18 protein-coding genes and 1 pseudogene are annotated in these 20,450 nt (G+C 73.9%); 5 read left to right on the forward strand and 14 right to left on the reverse strand.

Going from position 1 to position 20,450, the window contains the following annotated elements; genetic code table 11:
- The 6 genes from ABD106_RS05335 to ABD106_RS05360 form a co-directional block, all read right to left on the reverse strand.
- Positions 1-394 (reverse strand): ComF family protein (locus ABD106_RS05335; RefSeq protein ID WP_425545724.1); only part of this gene is annotated, 394 nt, incomplete at its 3' end.
- Between the two features lie 75 nt (positions 395-469).
- On the reverse strand, positions 470-2,122 hold the full coding sequence (locus ABD106_RS05340) for an LpqB family beta-propeller domain-containing protein (protein WP_343918135.1): 1,653 nt from the start codon (positions 2,120-2,122) through the stop codon (positions 470-472).
- Entirely contained in the window at positions 2,119-3,879 is a 1,761-nt protein-coding gene (gene mtrB / locus ABD106_RS05345) for an MtrAB system histidine kinase MtrB (protein WP_343918137.1), read from the reverse strand. Before mtrB ends, ABD106_RS05340 begins: the two co-directional genes overlap by 4 nt.
- Positions 3,880-3,887: 8 nt before the next feature.
- The gene (mtrA, locus tag ABD106_RS05350; RefSeq protein ID WP_343918139.1) at positions 3,888-4,574 is read right to left on the reverse strand and encodes an MtrAB system response regulator MtrA; all 687 of its coding nucleotides are present in this window, start codon (positions 4,572-4,574) and stop codon (positions 3,888-3,890) included.
- 179 nt (positions 4,575-4,753) lie between these two features.
- Entirely contained in the window at positions 4,754-6,541 is a 1,788-nt protein-coding gene (locus ABD106_RS05355; protein ID WP_343918141.1) for an ABC-F family ATP-binding cassette domain-containing protein, read from the reverse strand.
- Positions 6,542-7,005: 464 nt separating this feature from the next.
- Entirely contained in the window at positions 7,006-7,938 is a 933-nt protein-coding gene (locus ABD106_RS05360) for a 4-(cytidine 5'-diphospho)-2-C-methyl-D-erythritol kinase (RefSeq protein ID WP_343918143.1), read from the reverse strand.
- A gap of 77 nt (positions 7,939-8,015) precedes the next feature.
- Between ABD106_RS05360 and ABD106_RS05365 the strand changes: the two genes are divergently transcribed.
- Complete coding sequence (locus ABD106_RS05365; RefSeq protein WP_343918145.1) at positions 8,016-8,414, forward strand: MmcQ/YjbR family DNA-binding protein; 399 nt, start codon at positions 8,016-8,018, stop codon at positions 8,412-8,414.
- A gap of 20 nt (positions 8,415-8,434) precedes the next feature.
- Here the strand turns inward: ABD106_RS05365 and ABD106_RS05370 are convergent, their stop codons facing one another.
- The gene (locus ABD106_RS05370; protein WP_343918147.1) at positions 8,435-8,668 is read right to left on the reverse strand and encodes a hypothetical protein; all 234 of its coding nucleotides are present in this window, start codon (positions 8,666-8,668) and stop codon (positions 8,435-8,437) included.
- A 295-nt stretch (positions 8,669-8,963) separates the two neighbouring features.
- Positions 8,964-9,911: a 16S rRNA (adenine(1518)-N(6)/adenine(1519)-N(6))-dimethyltransferase RsmA gene (rsmA, locus tag ABD106_RS05375; RefSeq protein ID WP_343918791.1), complete on the reverse strand. Its 948-nt coding sequence runs from the start codon at positions 9,909-9,911 to the stop codon at positions 8,964-8,966.
- Between the two features lie 251 nt (positions 9,912-10,162).
- Here rsmA and ABD106_RS05380 point away from each other — a divergent pair, with 251 nt between their 5' ends.
- Positions 10,163-11,098, forward strand: a complete 936-nt coding sequence (locus tag ABD106_RS05380) for an RNA-binding protein (RefSeq protein WP_343918149.1) — start codon at positions 10,163-10,165, stop codon at positions 11,096-11,098.
- 39 nt (positions 11,099-11,137) lie between these two features.
- Here the strand turns inward: ABD106_RS05380 and ABD106_RS05385 are convergent, their stop codons facing one another.
- The gene (locus tag ABD106_RS05385; RefSeq protein WP_343918793.1) at positions 11,138-11,962 is read right to left on the reverse strand and encodes a TatD family hydrolase; all 825 of its coding nucleotides are present in this window, start codon (positions 11,960-11,962) and stop codon (positions 11,138-11,140) included.
- Positions 11,963-12,203: 241 nt separating this feature from the next.
- Here ABD106_RS05385 and ABD106_RS05390 point away from each other — a divergent pair, with 241 nt between their 5' ends.
- Entirely contained in the window at positions 12,204-12,800 is a 597-nt protein-coding gene (locus ABD106_RS05390) for a hypothetical protein (RefSeq protein ID WP_343918151.1), read from the forward strand.
- A 13-nt stretch (positions 12,801-12,813) separates the two neighbouring features.
- Here the strand turns inward: ABD106_RS05390 and ABD106_RS05395 are convergent, their stop codons facing one another.
- The 3 genes from ABD106_RS05395 to rsmI are packed head-to-tail and all read right to left on the reverse strand — an operon-like array spanning position 12,814 to position 15,767.
- Entirely contained in the window at positions 12,814-13,281 is a 468-nt protein-coding gene (locus ABD106_RS05395) for an SRPBCC domain-containing protein (protein WP_343918153.1), read from the reverse strand.
- 56 nt (positions 13,282-13,337) lie between these two features.
- Positions 13,338-14,888 (reverse strand): methionine--tRNA ligase, encoded by a 1,551-nt coding sequence (metG, locus tag ABD106_RS05400; RefSeq protein ID WP_343918155.1) that lies wholly within the window; start codon positions 14,886-14,888, stop codon positions 13,338-13,340.
- 48 nt (positions 14,889-14,936) lie between these two features.
- Positions 14,937-15,767: a 16S rRNA (cytidine(1402)-2'-O)-methyltransferase gene (gene rsmI, locus ABD106_RS05405; RefSeq protein WP_343918157.1), complete on the reverse strand. Its 831-nt coding sequence runs from the start codon at positions 15,765-15,767 to the stop codon at positions 14,937-14,939.
- 89 nt (positions 15,768-15,856) lie between these two features.
- Here rsmI and ABD106_RS05410 point away from each other — a divergent pair, with 89 nt between their 5' ends.
- Complete coding sequence (locus ABD106_RS05410; protein ID WP_343918159.1) at positions 15,857-17,611, forward strand: dolichyl-phosphate-mannose--protein mannosyltransferase; 1,755 nt, start codon at positions 15,857-15,859, stop codon at positions 17,609-17,611.
- Positions 17,612-17,641: 30 nt separating this feature from the next.
- Here ABD106_RS05410 and ABD106_RS05415 read toward each other — a convergent pair whose 3' ends face one another.
- A complete protein-coding gene (locus ABD106_RS05415) occupies positions 17,642-19,387 on the reverse strand; it encodes a thioredoxin domain-containing protein (protein WP_343918161.1) in 1,746 nt (581 codons plus the stop codon).
- Between the two features lie 56 nt (positions 19,388-19,443).
- Positions 19,444-19,869 carry a DUF2695 domain-containing protein gene (locus tag ABD106_RS05420; RefSeq protein ID WP_343918163.1) on the reverse strand — a complete coding sequence of 142 codons (426 nt, stop codon included), beginning with the start codon at positions 19,867-19,869 and terminating at the stop codon, positions 19,444-19,446.
- Between the two features lie 231 nt (positions 19,870-20,100).
- Here ABD106_RS05420 and ABD106_RS05425 point away from each other — a divergent pair.
- Positions 20,101-20,450 (forward strand): annotated as a pseudogene (locus ABD106_RS05425) (alpha/beta family hydrolase); the annotation flags it as partial.

The following is a 20,450-nucleotide window of genomic DNA, read 5'->3' on the forward strand; positions in this document are numbered from 1 at the left end:
CGGCACGCAGGCCCGCCGCGCGCACGACGAGCGCGACGGGGTCGAACCCGCGCCGTCGCATCCCGCTGCGGCTCGACGGCACCCGCACGAGCGCTGCAGCGGGCGCGGCCGCGACCGCTCGCGCGAGGCCGCCGCCGAGCGCGCGGGCCTCGCGCCGACCGCCGCGCTCCTTGCACGCGCCGACGAGGGAGCGCACGACGCCCTCGTAGGCGGCCGCGGCGAGCAGCGGCACCCCGTCGAGCGACTCGCGCACGAGCGGTCCGAGGAGCGTCGCGGCGCACGCCTCGCACACCGCGACGTCGGCCGCCCCGCAGCCGGCGCACTCGACCGGCCACAGCACGCTCGCCGCCTCCCGCAGCGCGCTCCGCGCCTGCGCGCCCACGCCTATCCGCATGCCGCGATGATGCGCTCGGGATGCGCCCGCGCGCTCGCGCTCGGAGGGCGCCTGTGGAGCGCGGGCCGGGCCGCGCTACTGCTGCGTCGCGATGAGCGTGATGGGGCCGAGGTCGTCGGCGGCGGTCCAGACGCGGCCGCGCAGCGCGAGCAGCGAGCCGTCGTCGCCGAGCGCGCGCAGCGTCGAGATGCCCTCGCTGCCGCCCACGAGCGACCGCACGGGCACGCCCGGCGCGGGCAGCTGCTCGGAGTCGCCGCCGACGACGTGCATGACGATCTGCGCCTGGTCGCCGCCGGTCGCGAGCACCGCGATCTGCGTCGGGCTCGACCACGTGACGTCGATCGCCGCGCCGTCGAGGAGCGGCAGCCGGTAGGGCTCACCGAGCGACACGGGCCTGCCCTCGGCGTCGCGCACGATCGCCACCACCACCACTTGGCTCGAGTCGCCGCCGACCGTCACGACCGCGAGCCGCGAGCCGTCGCGCGAGAGCTCGAGCGCCGCGATGCGGTCGGGGCTCGGCGGCAGCTGCAGCTCGGCGCGCTCGCCGTCGCGCCACGCGAGCAGCCGCTGCGGCACCGCGCGCTCCTGCAGCACGACCCAGCCGCTGTCGTCGACGGTCGGCACGGATGCCGTGTCGGCCGAGATGACGACCGGGTCGGCGCCCGCCTCGATCCACACGGCGGTCGAGCCAGTGTGCGCGACCCCGCCCTCGGCGCCGACCGTGTAGCTCGTCGCGCCGATCGCCTGCAGCCTCGGGCCGACGTCGTCGATCGTCGACGCGCCGGCCCCGAGCGAGCGCAGCGACGTGCCGTCGAGCACGAGCGGCCGCTGGTCGACGCTGCCGACGTCGAGCGGCGGGGCGTCGGCGCTCGACGCCGAGAGGCCGTCTCGGGCCTCGACCTGCACGACGACCTCGCGCACCCCGACGGTGCGCAGCGACAGCGCGAGCTGCGTCGCGAGCGGCTGCAGGCTCACGGCGCCCATCTGCTGCACCTGCGTGAAGTCGATCGTGACGGTCATCCTCGTGCCCTCGACCTGCGGCTCGCCGACGCGTCGCGCCTCGGCCGCCGCGGCGGTCGCGACCGCCGGCGACAGCCACGTGGACGGCCCGGCGAGCAGCGCGTCGATGATGCGCGACGCCGCGGTCGTCGCGGTGCGCTCGAACCAGCGCACCTCCGGCACGGCTCGCGTGCCGTCGGGCGTGAGCCAGTGCAGCGAGTGCGCCCGGAACAGCTCGGCGAAGTGGAAGCTCGACAGCACGATGCCGTCGGGCGCGTCGGCGATGCGCCACTCGCCGTCCTCGCGCTGCATCAGGAACTCCAGCGCGCGGTCGCCGGCCGGCCGCTGGAGGGCTCCGGTGCCGCTGACCTCCGAGATGGCGCTGACGACCGCGGTCGCCTCGGTCTCGCTGCCGAACGACACCTCGGGAGGACCGGCGCGCACGATCACGTTCGCACCCGGCCGCCACTGCTGCGCCTCGGTCTCGGTGAGGAACTCGCGCGCGATCGAGAAGCCGTCGTCGGGGCTGATGCCGGCGCTCAGGAAGCCGACGATGATCTCCTCCTGCGTCGCGCCATCCTCCGGCTCCTGCGCGAGGAAGACGAGCCCGTCCTCCTGCTCGCTCATGTCGACCACGCCCTCGCGGACGGGCCCGGAGTCGGGGATCGCGACGCAGCCCGTCAGCACGAGCACGGCGCCCGCGAGCGCCGCGGCGATGGCTCGTCTCATCGGTCGGTCTCCTCTGGGGTCGATGCCGGGCTCGCGGCGGTGCGCGTCGTGACGGTCGTGGGACCGGTGGGGTCGACGAGCGCTGGGTCGACGAGCGCTGGGTCGACGAGCGCGAGGCCGACGTCGTCGGTGTCGACCGGCGCCGTCCGCGAGTGCGGCTCCTCGACGGGCAGCACGATCGCCTGCGTGTCGGCCGGCGGCAGCTCGATGGGCGAGGCGACCGCGCGTGCGCCGGCGCGCGGCAGCGTGAGCCGGAACGCGGTGCCCTCCCCCGGCAGCGACCAGACGTCGATCCAGCCGCCGTGCAGCGCGGCGTCGTCGCGGCTGATCGAGAGCCCGAGGCCCGTGCCGCCCGTGCGGCGCTGTCGCGAGGGATCGGCGCGCCAGAAGCGGTCGAAGACGCGGGCCGCCTCCTCCTCGGTCATGCCCACCCCGTGGTCGCGCACCGCGATCGCCGATGCGTCGCGCGTCGAGTCGACCGTGACGACGACCGGCTTGCCCTCGCCGTGGTCGATCGCGTTGCCGAGCAGGTTCTGCAGGATGCGGCGGATGCGTCGCGGATCGACCTCGGCCTCGAAGTGGCCGCCGGGCGCGACGAGCCGCAGCTCGATGCCGTGCTCCGCGGCGAGCGGCTCGACCGCCGCGATCTCGCCCTCCGCGAGGCGCACGAGGTTCGTCGGCTCGACCTCGAGCTGCGCGGCGCCGGCGTCGAAGCGGCTGAGCTCGAGCAGGTCGGCGAGCAGCTGCTCGAAGCGCTCGATCTGCGCGTGCAGCAGCTCGACCGTCCTGCCCGCGACCGGGTCGAACGACTCGCGCCGGTCGTGCAGCACGTCGCCGGCGAGCCGGATGGTCGTGAGCGGCGTGCGGAGCTCGTGCGAGACATCCGAGACGAAGCGCTGCTGCACCGTCGAGAGGGTCGCGAGCTCGCTGATCTGCCGCGAGATGGAATCGGCCATGTCGTTGAACGAGCGGCCGAGCTTTGCGATCTCGTCGTCGCCGCGCACCGGGATGCGCACGTCGTACTCGCCCGCCGCGATCCGCGCGCTCGACGCGGCCGCCGCCTGCACGGGCCCCACGACCATCCGCGCCACGAACCACGTGATCGCGCCGATGAGGGCGATGAGGGCGAGGCCGCCGAGCATCATCGTGAGCTGCATGAAGCCGAGCGTCGACTGCGTCGACTGCAGGCTCGTCACGAGGTAGAGCTCGTAGCGCCCCGCGAGCGGCACGTCGACCGTCGTGCCGACGATGATGCCGGGCTCCGTGCCCGCCTCTGCGTCGAGCCGCACCGACTGGTAGTACGGCAGGTCGGCCGATGCGGCGACGGCGGTCCGCAGCTCGCTCCCGAGCAGCGTCGTGTCGAAGCCCTGCGACTGCACGTCGTTCATCTGCAGCAGCGTCTCGGGCTGCGCCTCGGCGCGCACCATCGCGTACTCGGTGCTCGCCCGCGACGAGATGATGCCCGTGACGGCGTCGAGCGCGCGGTCCTGCAGCGCATCCACCTCACCGCTCGTGAGGCTCTGCGTGACCGCCTCGTCGAAGATCTGCTGCATGCCGGCGGTCGCGCGCACCGACTCGAGGAGCGCCTCGTCGCGGCGCGTCTCGAACAGGTTCTCGCCCACCGAGGCCGACATGTAGCCGAAGACGCCGACGAGCGCGAGGGTCGACAGGAGCATGCTGAGCGCGACGACGCGCGCCTGCAGGGAGCGCCGCACGATGCGCGTCGCCCGCTCCCAGATCCAGCGTCGCGCGGCCACGAGGCCTCTCAGCCCTGGGGAGCGCCGGCGCGGTAGCCGACGCCGCGCACGGTCGTGACGACCACGGGGTTGTCGACGTCGAGCTCGACCTTGGAGCGCAGGCGCTGGACGTGCACGTTCACGAGCCGGGTGTCGGCCTTGTAGTGGTAGCCCCAGACCTGCTCGAGCAGCATCTCGCGCGAGAAGACCTGGTTGGGCTTCGAGGCGAGCGTGACGAGCAGCTCGAACTCGAGCGGCGTGAGCGGGATCGGCTGGTCGCCGCGGCGCACCTGATGGCCGTCGACGTCGATCTCGAGGTCGGCGACCTTGAGGATGCCCGTGTCAGCCTGCCGCTGCGGGCGCAGCCGGGTGCGCACGCGCGCGACGAGCTCCTTCGGGTTGAAGGGCTTGACGATGTAGTCGTCGGCGCCCGCCTCGAGGCCGATGACGATGTCGGTGGGGTCGCCCTTGGCGGTGAGCATGATGATGGGCACGCCGGACTCGACGCGCAGCTCCTGGCAGATCTGGATGCCGTCCTTGCCGGGCAGCATGAGGTCGAGCAGCACGAGGTCGGGTCGCACCTCGTGGAAGCGGTCGACGGCCGCGCCGCCATCGGCGCAGTACTCGAGCGCATAGCCCTCGCCCGCGAGCACGATGCCGATCATCTCGGCGAGCGCGGGGTCGTCGTCGACGACGAGGATCGTCTGCTCCGCCATCGGTGCCCCTTCCCCGCCGCGCACGGCGGGCGCGGCTCTCGTCAGACTAGTGGAACCGCCTGCGAGTGCCGCTCCCGCGTGGGGTGGTCACGACACGCCGTGCCACTGGGTGCGCGCACGGCGTGTCGTGACCACCCAGGCGTCCGGCCGCGGCGTGTCGTGACCACCCAGGGGGCGGGTCAGGCCTCGAGGCCCTCGTGCGCCTCGAGCCACTGCTCCTCGAGGTGCCGGATCTTGTCGTCGAGCTCGGCGAGCTCGCGCTGCAGGGCCGCGAGCACGTCGAAGTCGCCGTGGTCGGCCGTCTCGAAGCGGTCGAGCACGTCCTTGCGCTGCTCGTTCGCCTTCGCGAGCCGTCGGTCGAGGCTCGCGGCCTCCTTCTCGAGCGTGCGCCGCTCGGCGCCGCTGAGCCCCGAGGGCGCGGCGACCGTCGCCTGCGCCGCCTCCTTGGCCGCCTTGTCGACGGAGCCCTTCCCCGACATCGCGAGGTACGCATCCACTCCCCCCGGCACGTGGCGGAGCGAGCCGTCCATGATCGCGTACTGGTGGTCGGTGACGCGCTCTATGAGGTAGCGGTCGTGGCTCACGACGATGAGGCAACCCGCCCACGAGTCGAGCACGTCCTCCATCGCGGCGAGCATGTCGGTGTCGAGGTCGTTGGTGGGCTCGTCGAGGATGAGCACGTTCGGCTCGTCCAGCAGGATCAGCAGCAGCTGCAGGCGGCGGCGCTGGCCGCCCGAGAGGTCCCTAACGGGCGTGGAGAGCTCGCCCGTGCGGAAGCCGAGCTTCTCGAGCAGCTGCCCCGGCGTGAGCTCCTTGCCGCCCGACGCGTAGCTCGACTTGAGGTTGGCGACGACGGTGCGCACCGGGTCGTCCTCGAACTGCTCGAGCTCGGCGAGCTCCTGGGTCAGCTCGGCGATCTTCACCGTCTTGCCGGTCTTCACGCGGCCCGTCGTCGGGCGGATGCGACCGGCGATGAGGGCGAGCAGGGTCGACTTGCCGGCGCCGTTGCGACCGAGCACGCCGGCGCGCTCGCCGGGTGCGATGCGCCACGTGACGTCGTCGAGGATCGTGCGGCCGCCGAGCTCGACGGAGACGTCGACCACGTCGACGACGTCCTTGCCGAGCCGCGTCGCCGCGAGCTGCGCGAGCTGGATCGGGTCGCGCACGGGCGGCTCGTCCTCGATGAGCTGCGTCGCGGCGTCGATGCGGAACTTCGGCTTCGCGGTGCGGGCGGGCGCGCCGCGGCGGAGCCACGCGAGCTCCTTCTTCATGAGGTTCTGCCGCTTCGCCTCGCTCGCGGCCGACATCCGGTCGCGCTCGACGCGCTGCAGCACGTAGGCGGCGTAGCCGCCCTCGAAGGGCTCGACGACCTGGTCGTGCACCTCCCACGTGCCGGTGCAGACCGCATCCAGGAACCACCGGTCGTGCGTGACGGCGACGAACGCGCCGCGACCGGTCGCGTAGCGCGCGTTGAGGTGGTCGGCGAGCCAGGCGATGCCCTGCACGTCGAGGTGGTTGGTGGGCTCGTCGAGGAACAGCACATCCCAGTCGCCGGCGAGCAGCTGCGCGAGCGCGACGCGGCGGCGCTGGCCGCCCGAGAGGTCGCCGATCCGGCCGTGCCAGTCGAGGTCGCCGACGAGGCCGGCGAGCAGGTCGCGGATGCGCGCGTCGCCCGCCCACTCGTGCTCGGGTCGGTCGCCGACGATCGCCTCGCTGATCGTCATCTCGTGGTCGAGCGTGTCGCGCTGGTCGAGCACGCCGACCTGCAGGCCGCCGCGGCGCGTGACGCGGCCGCTCGTGGGCTCGAGGCTACCGGCGAGCACGCGCAGGAGCGTCGACTTGCCGTCGCCGTTGCGGCCGACGATGCCGATGCGGTCGCCGTCCTCGAGGCCGAGCGAGATCGATTCGAACACGGTGCGCGTGGGGAACGCGACGCCGACGCGCTCGGCGCCCAAGAGGTGAGCCATTCCCCCATCCTCCCGCACCCGCGGTCCGCGCCGCGCCGCGGGGCGGCCCCGCACGCCAGTGGAGTGGCGCCTCCCGCAGGTGAGTGGCGCCTCTCGCAGGAGTGGCGCCTCTCGCAGGTGAGTGGCGCTTCCCATGCGTGAGTGGCGCCTCCTCCGAGTGAGTGGCGCCTCCCGCGTGTGAGTGGCGCCTCCCGCGTGTGAGTGGCGTCGTACGCGCGCACCGGAGTTTCGGCATCCGAAGGGCGTCGGGATGCGCTGCGGATGAACTGCTCCGGCGCTCGCGAGCGCCACTCACATGCCGGAGGCGCCACTCAGATGCGGCGGGCGCCACTCAGGTGCCGGAGGCGCCACTCAGGTGCCGGAGGCGCCACTCAAGAGCCGGAGGCGCCACTCAAGAGCCGGAGGCGCCACTCAGATGCGGCAGGCGCCACTCATGGCACGGGCTGGGGGCGGATGCGGTGGGCTCAGTCGATCAGGCGGGCGCCGGGCACCGGGCCGGTCACCTTGACCGCCGTGAGCTGGGCCGCCGCGAGGCGCTCCCGCACCTCCATCGCCGACTCGACGCTGTCGCAGAGGAACGCGACCGTCGGACCGGAGCCCGAGACGATGCCCGCGAGGGCGCCGGAGCGCTCCCCGAGCTCGAGCGTGCCCGCGAGGCGCGGCATGAGCCGCAGCGCGGGCGCCTGCAGATCGTTCTGCAGCACCTCCGCGAGCATCGACGCGTCGCCCGCCCGGAGCGCCTGCAGCACGCGCGCATCCACCGTCGGCACGTCGTGCGCCGGCGCGATGTCGGCGGCGTGCATCGCGCGGTGCTCGTCGAGCGCGCGGTAGACGTCGGGCGTCGAGAGGCCCGCCTCGGCGTAGGCGAGCACCCAGTGGAATTGACCGCGCGCGAGCGCGGGCGTGAGGCGGTCGCCGCGGCCCGTGCCGACGGCGGTGCCGCCCGCGAGGGCGAAGGGCACGTCGGCGCCGAGCTCGCGGCCGATCTCGTGGAGCGCCTCGCGCCCCAGGTGCAGCCCCCACAGCTCGTCGCACGCGACGAGGGTCGCGGCCGCATCGGCGCTGCCGCCGCCCATGCCGCCCGCGATCGGCACGTGCTTCTCGATCGAGAGCGCGACGCCGCCGGTCACGCGTCCGCGGCGCGCGAGCGCCATCGCTGCACGGATCGCGAGGTTGTCAGCACCGGTCGAGAGGTGCTCGTGCGGCACCGGGCCCGAGAAGCGCACCGAGAAGTCGTCGGCCTCGGTCGCCTCGACGAGCTCGTGCAGGCTCACGGCCTGATAGGCGGTCGCGACGTCGTGATAGCCGTCGTCCTGCAGCGCGCCGACCCCCAGGTGCACGTTGATCTTCCCGGGCGCCTTCGCCCGCACCGTGCTCCTCCGACTGCCCTGCGCCACGGCAACCAACCTAGTGCGCGCTCCGAGCGTTCCCTGACGGATGCATCCGCAGCGGGCCCGGGCGTACCCTCGCGGCCATGGCGCATCCGCCGATGTTCGACGACGACGACCCCCTGCTCGCGCGCGTCCGCGACCTCGCCCTCGCGCTGCCCGGCGCCGCCGAGAAGGTCTCGCACGGCCGACCCGCGTTCTTCACGCAGAAGGTCTTCGCCTACTTCGGCTGCTCGACGAAGCGCGACGGCGAGTGGGTGCAGCACCCGCACCACCTGAGCGTGCTGCTCGAGCCCGACGAGCGGCTGGCGCTGCTCGACGAGGGCGCGATCGAGCCCGCGTACCTCGCGCCGAGCGGATGGGTCGCGGTCGACCTCGACGAGGCGGACTGGCAGCGGGTGGCCGAGCTGCTCGACGCGTCGTTCCGCGTGACCGCGCCCAAGCGGCTCGTCGCCGACCTCGACGCGCGAGCGCCAGTCGACTGACGCGCCCGTCGACGGACGCGTCAGTCGGCGACGGCGTCGAGGATCGCCGCGAGCTCGCGCTTCGCGATCTCCATCGCCGACGCATCCGGCAGCTTGTCGATCGTCAGCGTCACAGGCGTGCCGGTCGCGCTCGGCTGCTGCGCGGCGGCCGCGAGGCGCGAGCCGTCGGCGAGCCGCCACCGCACGACCGGTCGCGCGGCCGCGAGGTTCTCGCCGTGCGCGGGCCCGTGGCGCGACTCGATCTCGGTGCGCACGGCCGCGAGCGCCGTGAGCCGCTCCCCGGCACCCTGCGGGAGCGCGCGACCGAGAAGGAGCCGTCGGCCTGCTGACCGGGCAGCCTGCCCTTGCGGTCCTGCTCGAAGTCGACCGTGATGCCCTGCGCCCACCACGGGTCGACGCCGTGCTCGGCGACGAGCCAGTCGGCGATCTGCCGGTGGCTCCACTCGAGCGCGCCCGCCGCCTGCAGCAGGTCGCGCCAGGCCTCATGGTCGCGACCGGTCGCGGCGCGCATCGCGGCCGCTCCCAAGTTCCGATCGATGCGGTCGACCATCAGTGCTCCGCGGATGCCTCGGGTGCGGCGGATGCCTCGTCGCCGGATGCCTGGGGGTCGGCAGGCTCGTCGGCCGCGGCCTGGGCGATGCGGATGAAGTCGTCGAGCCCGAGCGCCTCGCCGCGCAGCGTCGGGGCGACGCCGGCGCGCTCGAGCACCTCGGTCGCGGCCGCCGACGAGCCGAAGACGCCCGAGAGCGCCTGCCGCAGCATCTTGCGCCGCTGGCCGAAGGCGCCGTCGATCACCCGGAAGGTGCGGCGGCGCAGGTCCTCGTCACCGCGCTCCGGGCCGCGGCGGAAGCCGACGAGCACGCTGTCCACGTTCGGCACCGGCCAGAAGATCTGCCGCGACACGTCGCCCTCGAGCGCCCACGCGCCCCACCACGCCACCTTCGCGCTCGGCGAGCCGTAGACCTTCGACCCCGACGGCGCCGCGAGCCGGTGGCCGACCTCCGCCTGCACCATCACGAGCGCGCGATCGATGGTCGGGAAGCGCTCGAGCAGGTGGATGAGCACGGGCACCGAGACGTTGTACGGCAGGTTCGCGACGATCGCCTGCGGCTCGAACGGCAGCGACTCGATCGTGAGCGCATCGTGCTGCACGACCTCGAGCCGCGCATCGGGCTGCTTGCGCCCGACCGTGCGCGGCAGCAGCTCCGCGAGCCGGGGGTCGATCTCGACGGCCGCGACCCTCGCGCCCACCTCCGTCAGCCCGAGCGTCAGCGACCCGAGACCGGGTCCGACCTCGACGACGTCGCGACCGGCGACATCCGCGATCTTGACGATGCGTCGCACGGTGTTCGCGTCGACGACGAAGTTCTGGCCCCAGCGCTTCGTGGGGGTCAGGTCGAGCGTCGACGCGAGCGCGCGGATCTCGGACGGCCCCAGCAGCGACTCGAGGCTGCCCCGGCCGGTACCGGGTCGGGGGTCGCCGGCCTGGCTGTCGATGCTCACGCGTCGAGCCTATGCCGCGGCTGGCGGGAGTGCGCGCGTACCGATCTGCGAGAGGATGCGGTGGCGGAGCCCGCCGGAACGTGACCGGATCGTGACCGTGCCGGTGTGACCTCGGCCAGAGACTGGACATGCCAGAACGTGCGAGGAGGATCCTCGCGAGAGAGGACCCCGCCGTGCGCCGATCCGAGACCCGCCCGCTGATCCCCGCCGCACTTGCGAGCACCCCTGCCGCTCGAAGCCGGCGGATGCTCGCCGTCGTCGCGCTCGCGGGCTCGGCCGCGCTGCTGGCCGCGTGCGCCTCACCGGGCACCGCGCCGAGCACGGCCCCGCCGCAGCCCTCCTCCGCAGGCACGGCCGGCGCGACGCCCGTCGAGCTCGACGACGAGCAGCTGCAGGCCGAGGGGCTCTTCGACGAGGTGAGCGACGAGGGCTACGCGGTGCGCTGGGTCGAGGTCGGCGCATCCGTCGCCGTCGTGATCGGCGGCTCGGGCGGCGGCGGCGGCTGCATCCCGCAGCCCCACGCCGCCGAGCAGGACGACACCGGCGTCGTCGTGCGCTTCGACCCGCCCGACCCGGCGATCGCGTGCACCGCCGACTTCCGCCTCCACGGGTGGGAGCTCGAGCTCGGCTCACCGGTCGACCCGAACGAGACGCTGCCGGTGCAGCTCGAGAACCTGCGCGGCGAGGACGAGACCACCGAGGTCGAGCTCGGTCCCGACGACATCCTCGTCGGCGGGCCGACCGCCGACCCGCAGCCCTCGGTCATCGACGGCACCCCGCCCGAGGGTGCGGGTGCGCCGGTCGAGATCCCGCAGGCCGACCTCCCCGAGGCCGACCTCGAGCTGCTGCGCGCCGATCCGCCCGTGCGCGTCCACTGGATCGAGCCCGGCAACGAGCTCGCCGTCGTGCTCGGCGGCTCGGGCACGGCCGCGTGCGTGCCGACGCCCACCGGCGCCCGCGTGACGGGACCCGCCTCGATCGAGGTCTCGTTCGACGCCGCGCCCGGCGGCGACTGCTCGGCCGACGGCCAGGTCTACGGCTGGCGGTTCGTGCTCGCCGAGCCGGTGGCCACCGCGATGGGCGTCGAGGTGACGGTGACGGGCGCGAGCAGCGACGGCACGGGCACCGGCACCCCGGGCGTCTTCACCCTCGCCGCCGACGACGTGCTCGCGCTGCCGTAGCCGCAGGCTCGTCTCGCGGCACGCCCGATCGTCGGCCGCTCAGTCCCAGCTGCCGTACGCGCGCACCGTGTTCTCGGCCGTCTCCGCGGCGAGCTCGTCGGCGTCGACGCCGAGCCGCTCGGCCATGGAGCGCACTGTGACGGGCGTCAGGTAGGGGCTGTTCGGCCGGCCGCGGTGCGGTGCGGGCGTCAGGAACGGCGCATCCGTCTCGACGAGGATGCGGGTGCGGTCGGCGACCGCGAGCGCCGCGTGCAGGTTGCGCGCGTTCGAGAAGGTGACGGTGCCGGCGAACGACAGGTACCAGCCATGCTCTGCGGCGATGCGGGCGAGGTGCTCGTCGCCGGAGAAGCAGTGGAAGACGGTCGTGTCGGGTGCGCCCACCCGCAGGAGGGTCTCGACGACGTCGTCGTGCGCATCCCGATCGTGGATCTGGAGCGCGATCCCGTGCCGCTTCGCGATCTCGATGTGCGCCTCGAACGACTCGAACTGGGCGCGGCGGCCCTCGTCGCCGGTGCGGAAGAAGTCGAGCCCCGTCTCGCCGACGGCGCGCACGCGCGGCTGTGCGGCGAGCGCGTCGATCGTGGCGAGCGCGTCGGGGAGCGTGCCGGCGTCGGCGTAGCCGGGCGCCTCGTTCGGGTGGATCGCGACCGCCGCGAGCACGCGCCGATCCTGCTCGGCGAGCGACACCGACCACTCCGACGACTCGACGTCACCGCCGACCTGGATGACGCCGGCGACCCCTGCCTGCTCGGCCGCGTCGAGCGCCGCCCAGTAGGGGAAGTCCTCGCCGTCCTTGATCTCGAGGTGCGTGTGGTTGTCGTAGATCGGCACGCCGAGCGGCTCGGGCACGGCCGGCCGCGTCATGTCGCGCTTGCTGTCGGAGAAGCGCTCGCGGATGTACTCCCCGCCGGGGAGCGTCGTCTCGCGCGGACCGTCGCCGAGGCGGCTGGCGGTGCTGGCGGCAGGGGCGGTTCCGTCGTGGCTGGCAGGCATGCGCCCCAGCCTACGAGCGTTGCGGTGCGGCGGATCCTGAGTCGCCGCCCAGGTTGCCCCATGGCGACGATGACACCATCCAGGGGCGATACCCGTTGGAGGTCCTCCCGGCATGTTCCGTCTGCTCGCCCTGCCCGTCGCTGTCGCGGCGGTGCTCGCATCCGCCGGCTGCGCCATGGCGGACCGCGGTGACGAGAGCGCGCCGTCGAGTCCGGATGCGTCGACAACGCCGCCGGGCGCTGCGTCACCAGGTGCGTCGGCGCCCGCCGCCACCGCGAGCGACGGCGTCGAGCCGAGCGCGGGACAAGGCACCGAGGAGCCCTTGGCATCGGAGTCGGATGCGTCGGCCTCGAGCACGCCGACCGCCCTCGACGGCGACCCCGGGGTCCCGGGGCTGCCGCAGCAGAGCGGCGCCTCGGTCGACGACGTGCTGCGGCTCGGTGCCGTGGCGAGCTGGGCCGAGCAGCCTCGGCGCATCGCGCTGTCGCTGCCCGCGTCGAGCACCTGCTGGGCGTTCGCCGGCGAGCCGGTCGTCGAGTCGCCGACCCGGATCGTCGTGCAGATCGAGCGGCCGGAGCCGTGCGACGAGCCCGACGGTGCCCGCACCTACGCGATCGCCGTGCCGGAGGGCGTCGACACGAGCGCCGACCTGCAGCTCGCGGTCATCGGGCCCGAGCACCGGTTCACGCTCACGCTGCCCGCGGGCTAGCGACCGCTCGCCCTCAGTGGGCGAGCCGGGCGAGCGCCTCGTCGAGCCGCGCGAAGTCCTCGTCCATGCCGCCGTCGAGGCCGGAGGCGACCATCGCGTCGCAATCCGCGATCGACGCGTAGGTCGAGGTGATCTGCAGCACGCTGCCGCCGTCGGGTAGGTCGCGGAAGTCGAGCACCTCGAGCGTCGGGCGGCCGGGCTCCGCCTGGAACTCCCACGTGTGCACGATGCGCCCGTCGACGACCTCGTGGTACGAGCCCCAGAAGCGCCAGTCGCCGCCGGCCTCGACCGTGTAGTCGAAGCGGCCGCCGGTGCGCGCCTCGAAGTGCTCGATCCGCAGCGTCGAGCCCCGCGGACCCATCCACTGCGCGAAGATCTCAGCCGTCGTGTGCGCGCGCTGCACGACCGCGGCCGGCGCCTGGAACTCGCGCCGATGCACGATCGACTGCTCGCTGATGCGCTCGTGCGTGGTCTCGCTCATGGCGGTGAGACTACGCCCCTTCGCTCGTCGAGGAGCAGCGCCGCGGACGCCGCGGGTCAGGTGGCGGGCTGCGCCTGCTCGATGCGCGGGAACAGCGGCGGCACGGTCGACACGCGGCCCGTGCCCTGCCAGGCGTGCGCCTCGCGGATCGGCTGCGCGAGCACGTCGCCCTCGCCACCGACCGCCGCCCACAGCTTCTGCGCGCTCTCGGGCATGACGGGCGCGAGCAGGATCGCCGCGGCGCCGATGCCGTGCACGTTCGAGGCGAGCACCGCCGCGAGGCGGTCGCGCTGGGCGTCGTCCTTCGCGAGCACCCACGGCGCCTGCTCGGTGATGTAGCCGTTCAGCCGCTCGACGATCGACATCGCGGCGTCGACGGCCTCGTCGATCGCGAACCGGTCGATCGCGGTGTCGGCGCGACCCACCGCATCCGTCACGAGCGACTGGATGTCGTCGTCGGCATCCACCGCCGGCACGACGCCGTCGCAGTACTTGTGCACCATCGCGATGACCCGGCTCGCGAGGTTGCCGAGCCCGTTGGCGAGCTCGGAGTGGTAGCGGGCGTCGAGGTCCTCCCACGAGAACGAGCCGTCGGAGCCGAACGCGATCGCCGACATGAAGTAGTAGCGGAACGCGTCGACGCCGAAGACCTCGGTGATCTGGCGCGGCTCGATGCCGGTCGCCTTCGACTTCGACATCTTCTCGCCGCCGACGAGCAGCCAGCCGTGGCCGAAGACGTGATCGGAGATCGGCAGGCCCGCCGCCATCTGCATCGCGGGCCAGATGACCGCGTGGAAGCGCGCGATGTCCTTGCCGACGATGTGCGTCGCTGGCCAGCGGCGCTCGAAGCGCTCGTCGTCGACGCCGTAGCCGTTCGCGGTGATGTAGTTGAGCAGCGCCTCGAACCAGACATAGACGACGTGCGTCTCGTCCCACGGCACCTTGATGCCCCAGTCGAACGTGTTGCGGCTGATCGACAGGTCGTTGAGGCCCTGCTTGACGAACTGCCGCACCTCGTTGCGCACGTGCTCGGGCTGCACGTAGTCGGGGCGCTCGTCGTAGAGGGCGAGCAGCCGGTCGCCGAACTCCGACAGCTTGAAGAAGTAGTTCGCCTCGCGCACGGTCTCGACCGGGCGGGAGTGGATGGCGCACACGAGCTGGCCCTCGAACTCGCCCGTGCCGGGCACGAGGTCGTTCGGCGTCTTGTACTCCTCGCAGCCGACGCAGTACTGGCCCTCGAACTCGCCGTGGTAGATGTACCCGGCCTCCTTGAGGCGCTCGAGGAAGATGCGCACGCCGATCTTGTGGCGCTCGTCGGTCGTGCGGATGAAGTCGTCGTTCGCGATGTTCAGCAGCTCGAGCTGCGGGATCCAGGCGGTCTCGACCAGCCGGTCGGTCCAGTCCTGCGGGCTCACGCCGTTCGCCGCGGCCGTGCGCATGATCTTCTGGCCGTGCTCGTCGGTGCCCGTGAGCATCCACGTGTCGTCACCGCGCATCCGGTGCCAGCGCGCGAGCACGTCGGTCGCCACCTCGTTGTAGGCGTGCCCGATGTGCGGCACGTCGTTGACGTAGTAGATCGGCGTCGTGACGGTGAAGCGCTCGGGCATGGGATCCAGTCTAGGAGTCGCCCTCCTCCGTGTGACGCCGCGGGTCGATCAGGGCTTGGGACGCGCGAGCGCCGCCTGGTAGAGCGCGTTGCGCGGGTGCCCGGTCGCCTCGGCGACCTCGGCCGCGGCCTCCTTGAGCCGCATCCCGCCCGACTTGAGCCGCAGCACCTGCTCGACCGCGGCATCCAGGTCGGCGAGCACGGGCGTCGCGCCCTCGATGACGATGACGATCTCGCCCTTCACGCCCTCCCTCGCCCACGGCTCGAGCTCGGCGGCCGTGCCGCGGCGCACCTCCTCGAACCGCTTCGTCAGCTCGCGGCACACCGCGATGCGGCGGCCGGGCATGGCGCGGTCGACGGCGGCGAGCGAGTCGGCGATGCGGTGCGGCGCCTCGAACAGCACGACGGTGCGCTCCTCGCGGGCGATGGAGGCGAGCATGCGATCGCGCTCCCCCGCCTTGCGCGGCAGGAAGCCGTCGAAGGCGAAGCGATCGGTCGGGAGCCCCGAGAGCGCGAGCGCCGTGAGCACGGCCGAGGGGCCGGGCAGGCACGTGACGGCGACGCCCGCGGCGACGGCCGCCTGCACGAGCCGGAAGCCGGGGTCGCTCACGGTCGGCATGCCGGCGTCGGTGAGCACGAGCACGTCCTGGTCGCGGGCGCGCTCGACCAGCGCGGGGGACGCCGCCTCCTCGTTGTGCTCGTGCAGGGCGACGAGCTGCGGGTGCGCCTCGATGCCGAGCTCGATGCCCAGGGCGCGGATGAGCTGCTTGGCCGTGCGGGTGTCCTCGGCCGCGATGATGGGCGCGGTCGCGAGCGCTTCGCGGAGCCGCCCGCTCGCGTCGCCCAGGTTGCCGATGGGCGTCGCGCCGAGGATGATCACGCGGTCCAGGCTATCCGCGCTGGTCGGCGGTCGAGCCGGACGGGGCGCGCCGCAGGATCGGCGCGGCTGCGGATGCGAGAATCGCCCGCGTGACCATCCAGCGCGACGCCGACCCCACGGTCGACGCCGACCTGGACCGCGCGTCGGCCAGGCGCCCGCGGCTCGAGCGGCTGACGGCGGCGTACGGGTCGCTCGAGCGGCGCCTGGCCCAGCCGCGCATCCGCCGCCGCATCGAGATCGGCGCGCCCGTCGCCATCCTCACCCTCGCGGCCGTCGCGCGGCTCGTCGGGCTCGGGCATCCGCACCTCCTCGTCTTCGACGAGACGTACTACGTCAAGGAGGGCTGGTCGATGTGGCAGCTCGGCTACGAGGGCGAGTGGGGTGAGACGGCGAACGAGCGCTTCGAGGCCGGCGACCCCGGCGCGCTCTCGGACGAGGCCGACTACGTCGTGCATCCGCCGCTCGGCAAGTGGATCATCGGCATGGCGATGGCGCTGTTCGGCATGACCGACCCGTTCTGGTGGCGACTGCCGAGCGCGCTCGCCGGCATCGCGCTCGTCGGCCTCACCTACGCGGTCGCGCGCGGCCTGCTGCGCTCGGTCGCGTTCGCCTCGCTCGTCGGCTTCTGGATGGCGATCGACGGCTTCGCGATCGTGATGAGCCGCACGGCGCTGCTCGACGGCATCCTCGCCGTCTTCGTGCTCGCCGGCGCCGGTGCCCTGCTGCTCGATCGGCGCGGCTCGCCTGCGCGCACCGTCCGTGCGCTCGCCGATCGGCCGCGACGGTTCGGCGCCGCCCTCTGGAACCGTCCGTGGATCATCGTCGCGGGCGTGCTGCTCGGCGCCGGCTGCGCGACGAAGTGGTCGGGAGCCGCGTTCCTGGCGGTCTTCGGGCTCTGGATTGTGCTGATGGATGCGCTCGACCGCCGTCGCGCCGGCTACCGGCACCCGTGGATCGGCACCCTGCTGACGCAGGCGCCGGCGAGCTTCGTGCTGCTCGTCGGCCCCGCGCTCGTCGTCTACGTCGCGAGCTTCGCCGGCTGGTTCGACGGCGGCTGGGGCTCGCAGCTCGTGCTCGAGCGCGCCGACCTGCGCTGGGGCGGGCTGCTCGCGTGGGTGCCGCTCGGGCTGCAGTCGCTCTGGGCGTATCACGCGCAGCAGCTCGGCTTCCATGTGGGGCTGACGAACGATCACGCGTACCAGTCGCCCGCGATCGAGTGGCTGTGGCTCGGCCGCCCGACCGGCTTCAAGACGCTCGCGGTCGAGGATGGCGCGTGGTGGATCACCGCGCTCCCCAACCTGCTCGTCTGGTACGCGGCGGTCGTCGCGCTCGGCTTCCTGCTGTTCCACTTCGGCCGCACGCTCGACCGCCGCGCGGGCTTCCTGCTCGTCGCGATCGCGGCCGGCTACCTGCCGTGGCTGCTGTTCCCCGACCGCACGATCTTCTTCTTCTACGCGATCGTCTTCCTGCCGTTCCTCATCATCGGGCTCGCGCTCGCGCTGCAGCAGCTCGTGCAGCTGCGGTCGCGGCGGCCGGCGGCGGTCGGCGCGGCGAGCGGTGCGGAGGCGGTCGCCGCGATCGATGCCGACGTCGCGGCCGCGATCCCGCTCCCGTCCGAGGCTGCTGCTGCCGCAGACGCGGCTGCGGAGGTGGACCCGACCCTCCCCTCCACGGACGATGCGCCCGTCGACGACGTGGAGTGGCGAGCGGCCGCCTGGTCGATCGTCGGGCTGCTGGTCGTCACGAGCATCATCGTCGCCGCCTGGTACCTGCCCGTCTACTACGGCATCCCGCTGCCGGCCGAGCTCATCCGCTTGCGCTTCTGGCCGCCGACCTGGCCCTGACGCCACGGCTCCGGGCGGGCCGCGCCAGGCTCAGTACGGCTGCGGCAGCTCGCAGACGAAGCCCTCGCACCGGTAGGCGGCCGGCGCGCTCTTGCCCTCGAGCAGCGCGAAGCCTGCGGCCGCGAGCTCGGCTGCCTGCTCGGGCGTCGCGACGAAGGCGCCCGGTTCCCGTCGCACCGCGGCTGGCGGGTCGCCGATGAGCACGAGCGTGCGGGGCGGCTCGGCGATTCGGGCGGCGACGCGCAGCATCGCGGGGCCCGCGATCGGGTTGCGCATCGCGGGCCGCGGGTCGAGCACGCGCGCGGCGCGGTCGAGGTGCGCGGCATCGCCGGTGAGCGCGTAGAGCGCCTGGAGTGCGCCCGCGAGCGCCGCTTGGCCGGAGGGCGCGTCCCCGTCGGCGTCGGGTCCGAGCTGCAGCGCGGGCCCGCCGCTCGAGGTGCGGGTGGGGTCGGGCGCCGCCTCGAGGATCGCCCGTGCAGCGATCGCCCAGCGCGCCTCGCCCGTGGCGGCCGCGAGTGCGAGCAGCCCGCTCGCGAGGCAGCCGGCGTCGGTCGCGGTCGCGGCGGCGGGCGACGGCCGGCCGTCGAGGCTCGCGTGGACGAGTGCTGCGGGGTCGGATGCGTGGAGCTCGAGCAGGTGCTCGGCCGCACCGCGGGCGAGGGCGAGCGCGGTCTCGTCGCCGTCGCGCAGCGCCCGCACCGCGAGCGCCTCGATCGCGAGGCCGTTCGCGGCGGTGACGACGAGCCGGTCGAGCGGCGGCCGCTCGACGGTCGCGTCGGGCGGCGCGAGGTGCCAGCCGCCCTCGACGCGCTCGCCGTCGACGGTCGACTCGGCGTCCTCGGCGATCGCGAAGGCACCACCGGGCAGCCGCAGCACGTCGCGGAGGAATCCGACGAGTCCGCGCGCCACCGTCTCGCGCCCGAGCAGGGTCGCGACGTGCAGGAGCTGCGCGTTGTCGACGAGCATCCGCTCGAAGTGCGGCACCGACCAGTCGCGCTGCGTCGCGTAGCGGAAGAAGCCGCCGTCGCGGCCGCGCAGGTGCGAGTAGCCACCCGCGGCGATCACGGCGTCGTCGCCCGCTGCGGCGTCGAGCAGCCGTCCGGCGAGGTCGCGATCGACGTCGACGAGCGCGAGCAGCAGCGGCGCCTGCGGGAACTTCTGCCCGGTGCCGAGCCCACCGTGCTCCGGGTCCTCGGCGCGCGCGACTGCCGCGAGCGCGGCACGAACGGCGGTCGCATCGGGCGCCTCGCCGCCCTGGCCCGCCGCCGCGTCGCGGAGCGCTTGCTGCACCTGCTCAGCCGTGCCCGCCACAGCATCCCGCTGCTCGTGCCAGGCCGTGCCGACCGCCGCCAGCACGTCGCGGAACCCGGGCATGCCCTGCCGCGCCTCGGGCGGGAAGTACGTGCCCGCGTAGAACGGCAGTCCCTCGGGGGTGAGGAAGACACTGAGCGGCCAGCCGAGCTGGCGCGTGAAGGCCGAGGCCGCGCCCATGAGCGCCGCGTCGACATCGGGCCGCTCCTCGCGGTCGACCTTCACGGCCACGAAGCCCTCGCGCAGCGCCGCCCCCACCTCGGGATCGGCGAACGACTCGCGCGCCATCACGTGGCACCAGTGGCACGTGGCGTAGCCGACGGACGCGAACACCGGCACGCCGCGCTCGCGCGCCTCGGCGAACGCCTCGTCGCCCCACTCGCGCCAGTCGACCGGGTTGTCGGCGTGCAGCCGCAGGTAGTCGCTCGTCGCCGCCGCGAGCCGGTTGTCCCCCTGCGCCTGCATGCGGCCACGCTACTGCGGTGGCCCGCGAGACCGCAGGGCCCGGCTGCCCCCGCGGCTCATCGGTACGGGATGCGCGGCCGACGCATCCGGTGCCAGTGCACGCACGGCTGGGTCGAGCCGCGCCGCACGCCCGCGCACGGCGGCATGCTCTCGGGCGGCTCCGCCTCGAGCACGATCGTGCGGCCGTCGACGTCGATCTCGCGGCTCGTCGACCAGAGGTGCCACGCGGGCTGCACGGCGTTGCACAGCACCTCGCAGTCGCAGTAGCCGCCGCCCGACTCGAGCCGCTCCTCGAGGCGGATCGCGCGCGGCGCGACGAGGTCGCGGTAGTGGCCGGCGATCCAGAGGTCTCCGTTGCAGTCGTAGCGCTCGAGCACGCGGTCGATGTAGCAGGGCAGGCACTCGTTGGCGAGCGGCACGAGCCAGGCGTCGAGGAGCTTGCGCAGGTATTCCTCCGCCTCGTCGGTGATCGATCGGTCCATGGGCGCACTGTCGCGCAGGCCGGCGGCTCCCCGTGCGGCTCGGCGGGCGGCCTGTGGAGAGCGGTGCGCGCTCGTCCCGCGGGAGCGCCGCGCGGATCGGGCACGAGCGCGCGCGGGCACTCTGCAGGCGGACCCGAGTTCGGCTGCCGGACCCGAGACCGCGGGTCCGGCTGCCGATCCGGGGTCCGCCACCGGCAACGGCGGCCGCGAGGTGCGTGAGAGGCTCGCAGGATGCAGCCCGCCCGCACCGTCGTGCCCGTGCCGATCGCGCATCCGACCGTGCCGCACGTCGACGCGATCGTCGACCTCCCCGCGAACGCGTGGGCGAGCCTCGTGCTGCTGCACGGCGCCGGCGGTTCGGCGACGCATCCGTGGATGGAGGGCGCCGCGCGCGGGCTCGCCGACGAGGGCGTCGCCGTGCTGCGCGCGAGCTTCGCCAACGCGCAGGCCGGCAAGCGGCAGCCAGAGCCCGCGCGGAGTGCGATCGCGACCTGGCACGCCGTCATGGCTGCGGCGGTCGGGCTGCTCCCGCACGCGCCATGGGCGGGCGGCAAGTCGTTCGGCGGCCGCATGGCGGGGGG

Source organism: Agrococcus citreus, from assembly GCF_039527715.1.
Taxonomy (GTDB): Bacteria; Actinomycetota; Actinomycetes; order Actinomycetales; family Microbacteriaceae; genus Agrococcus; species Agrococcus citreus.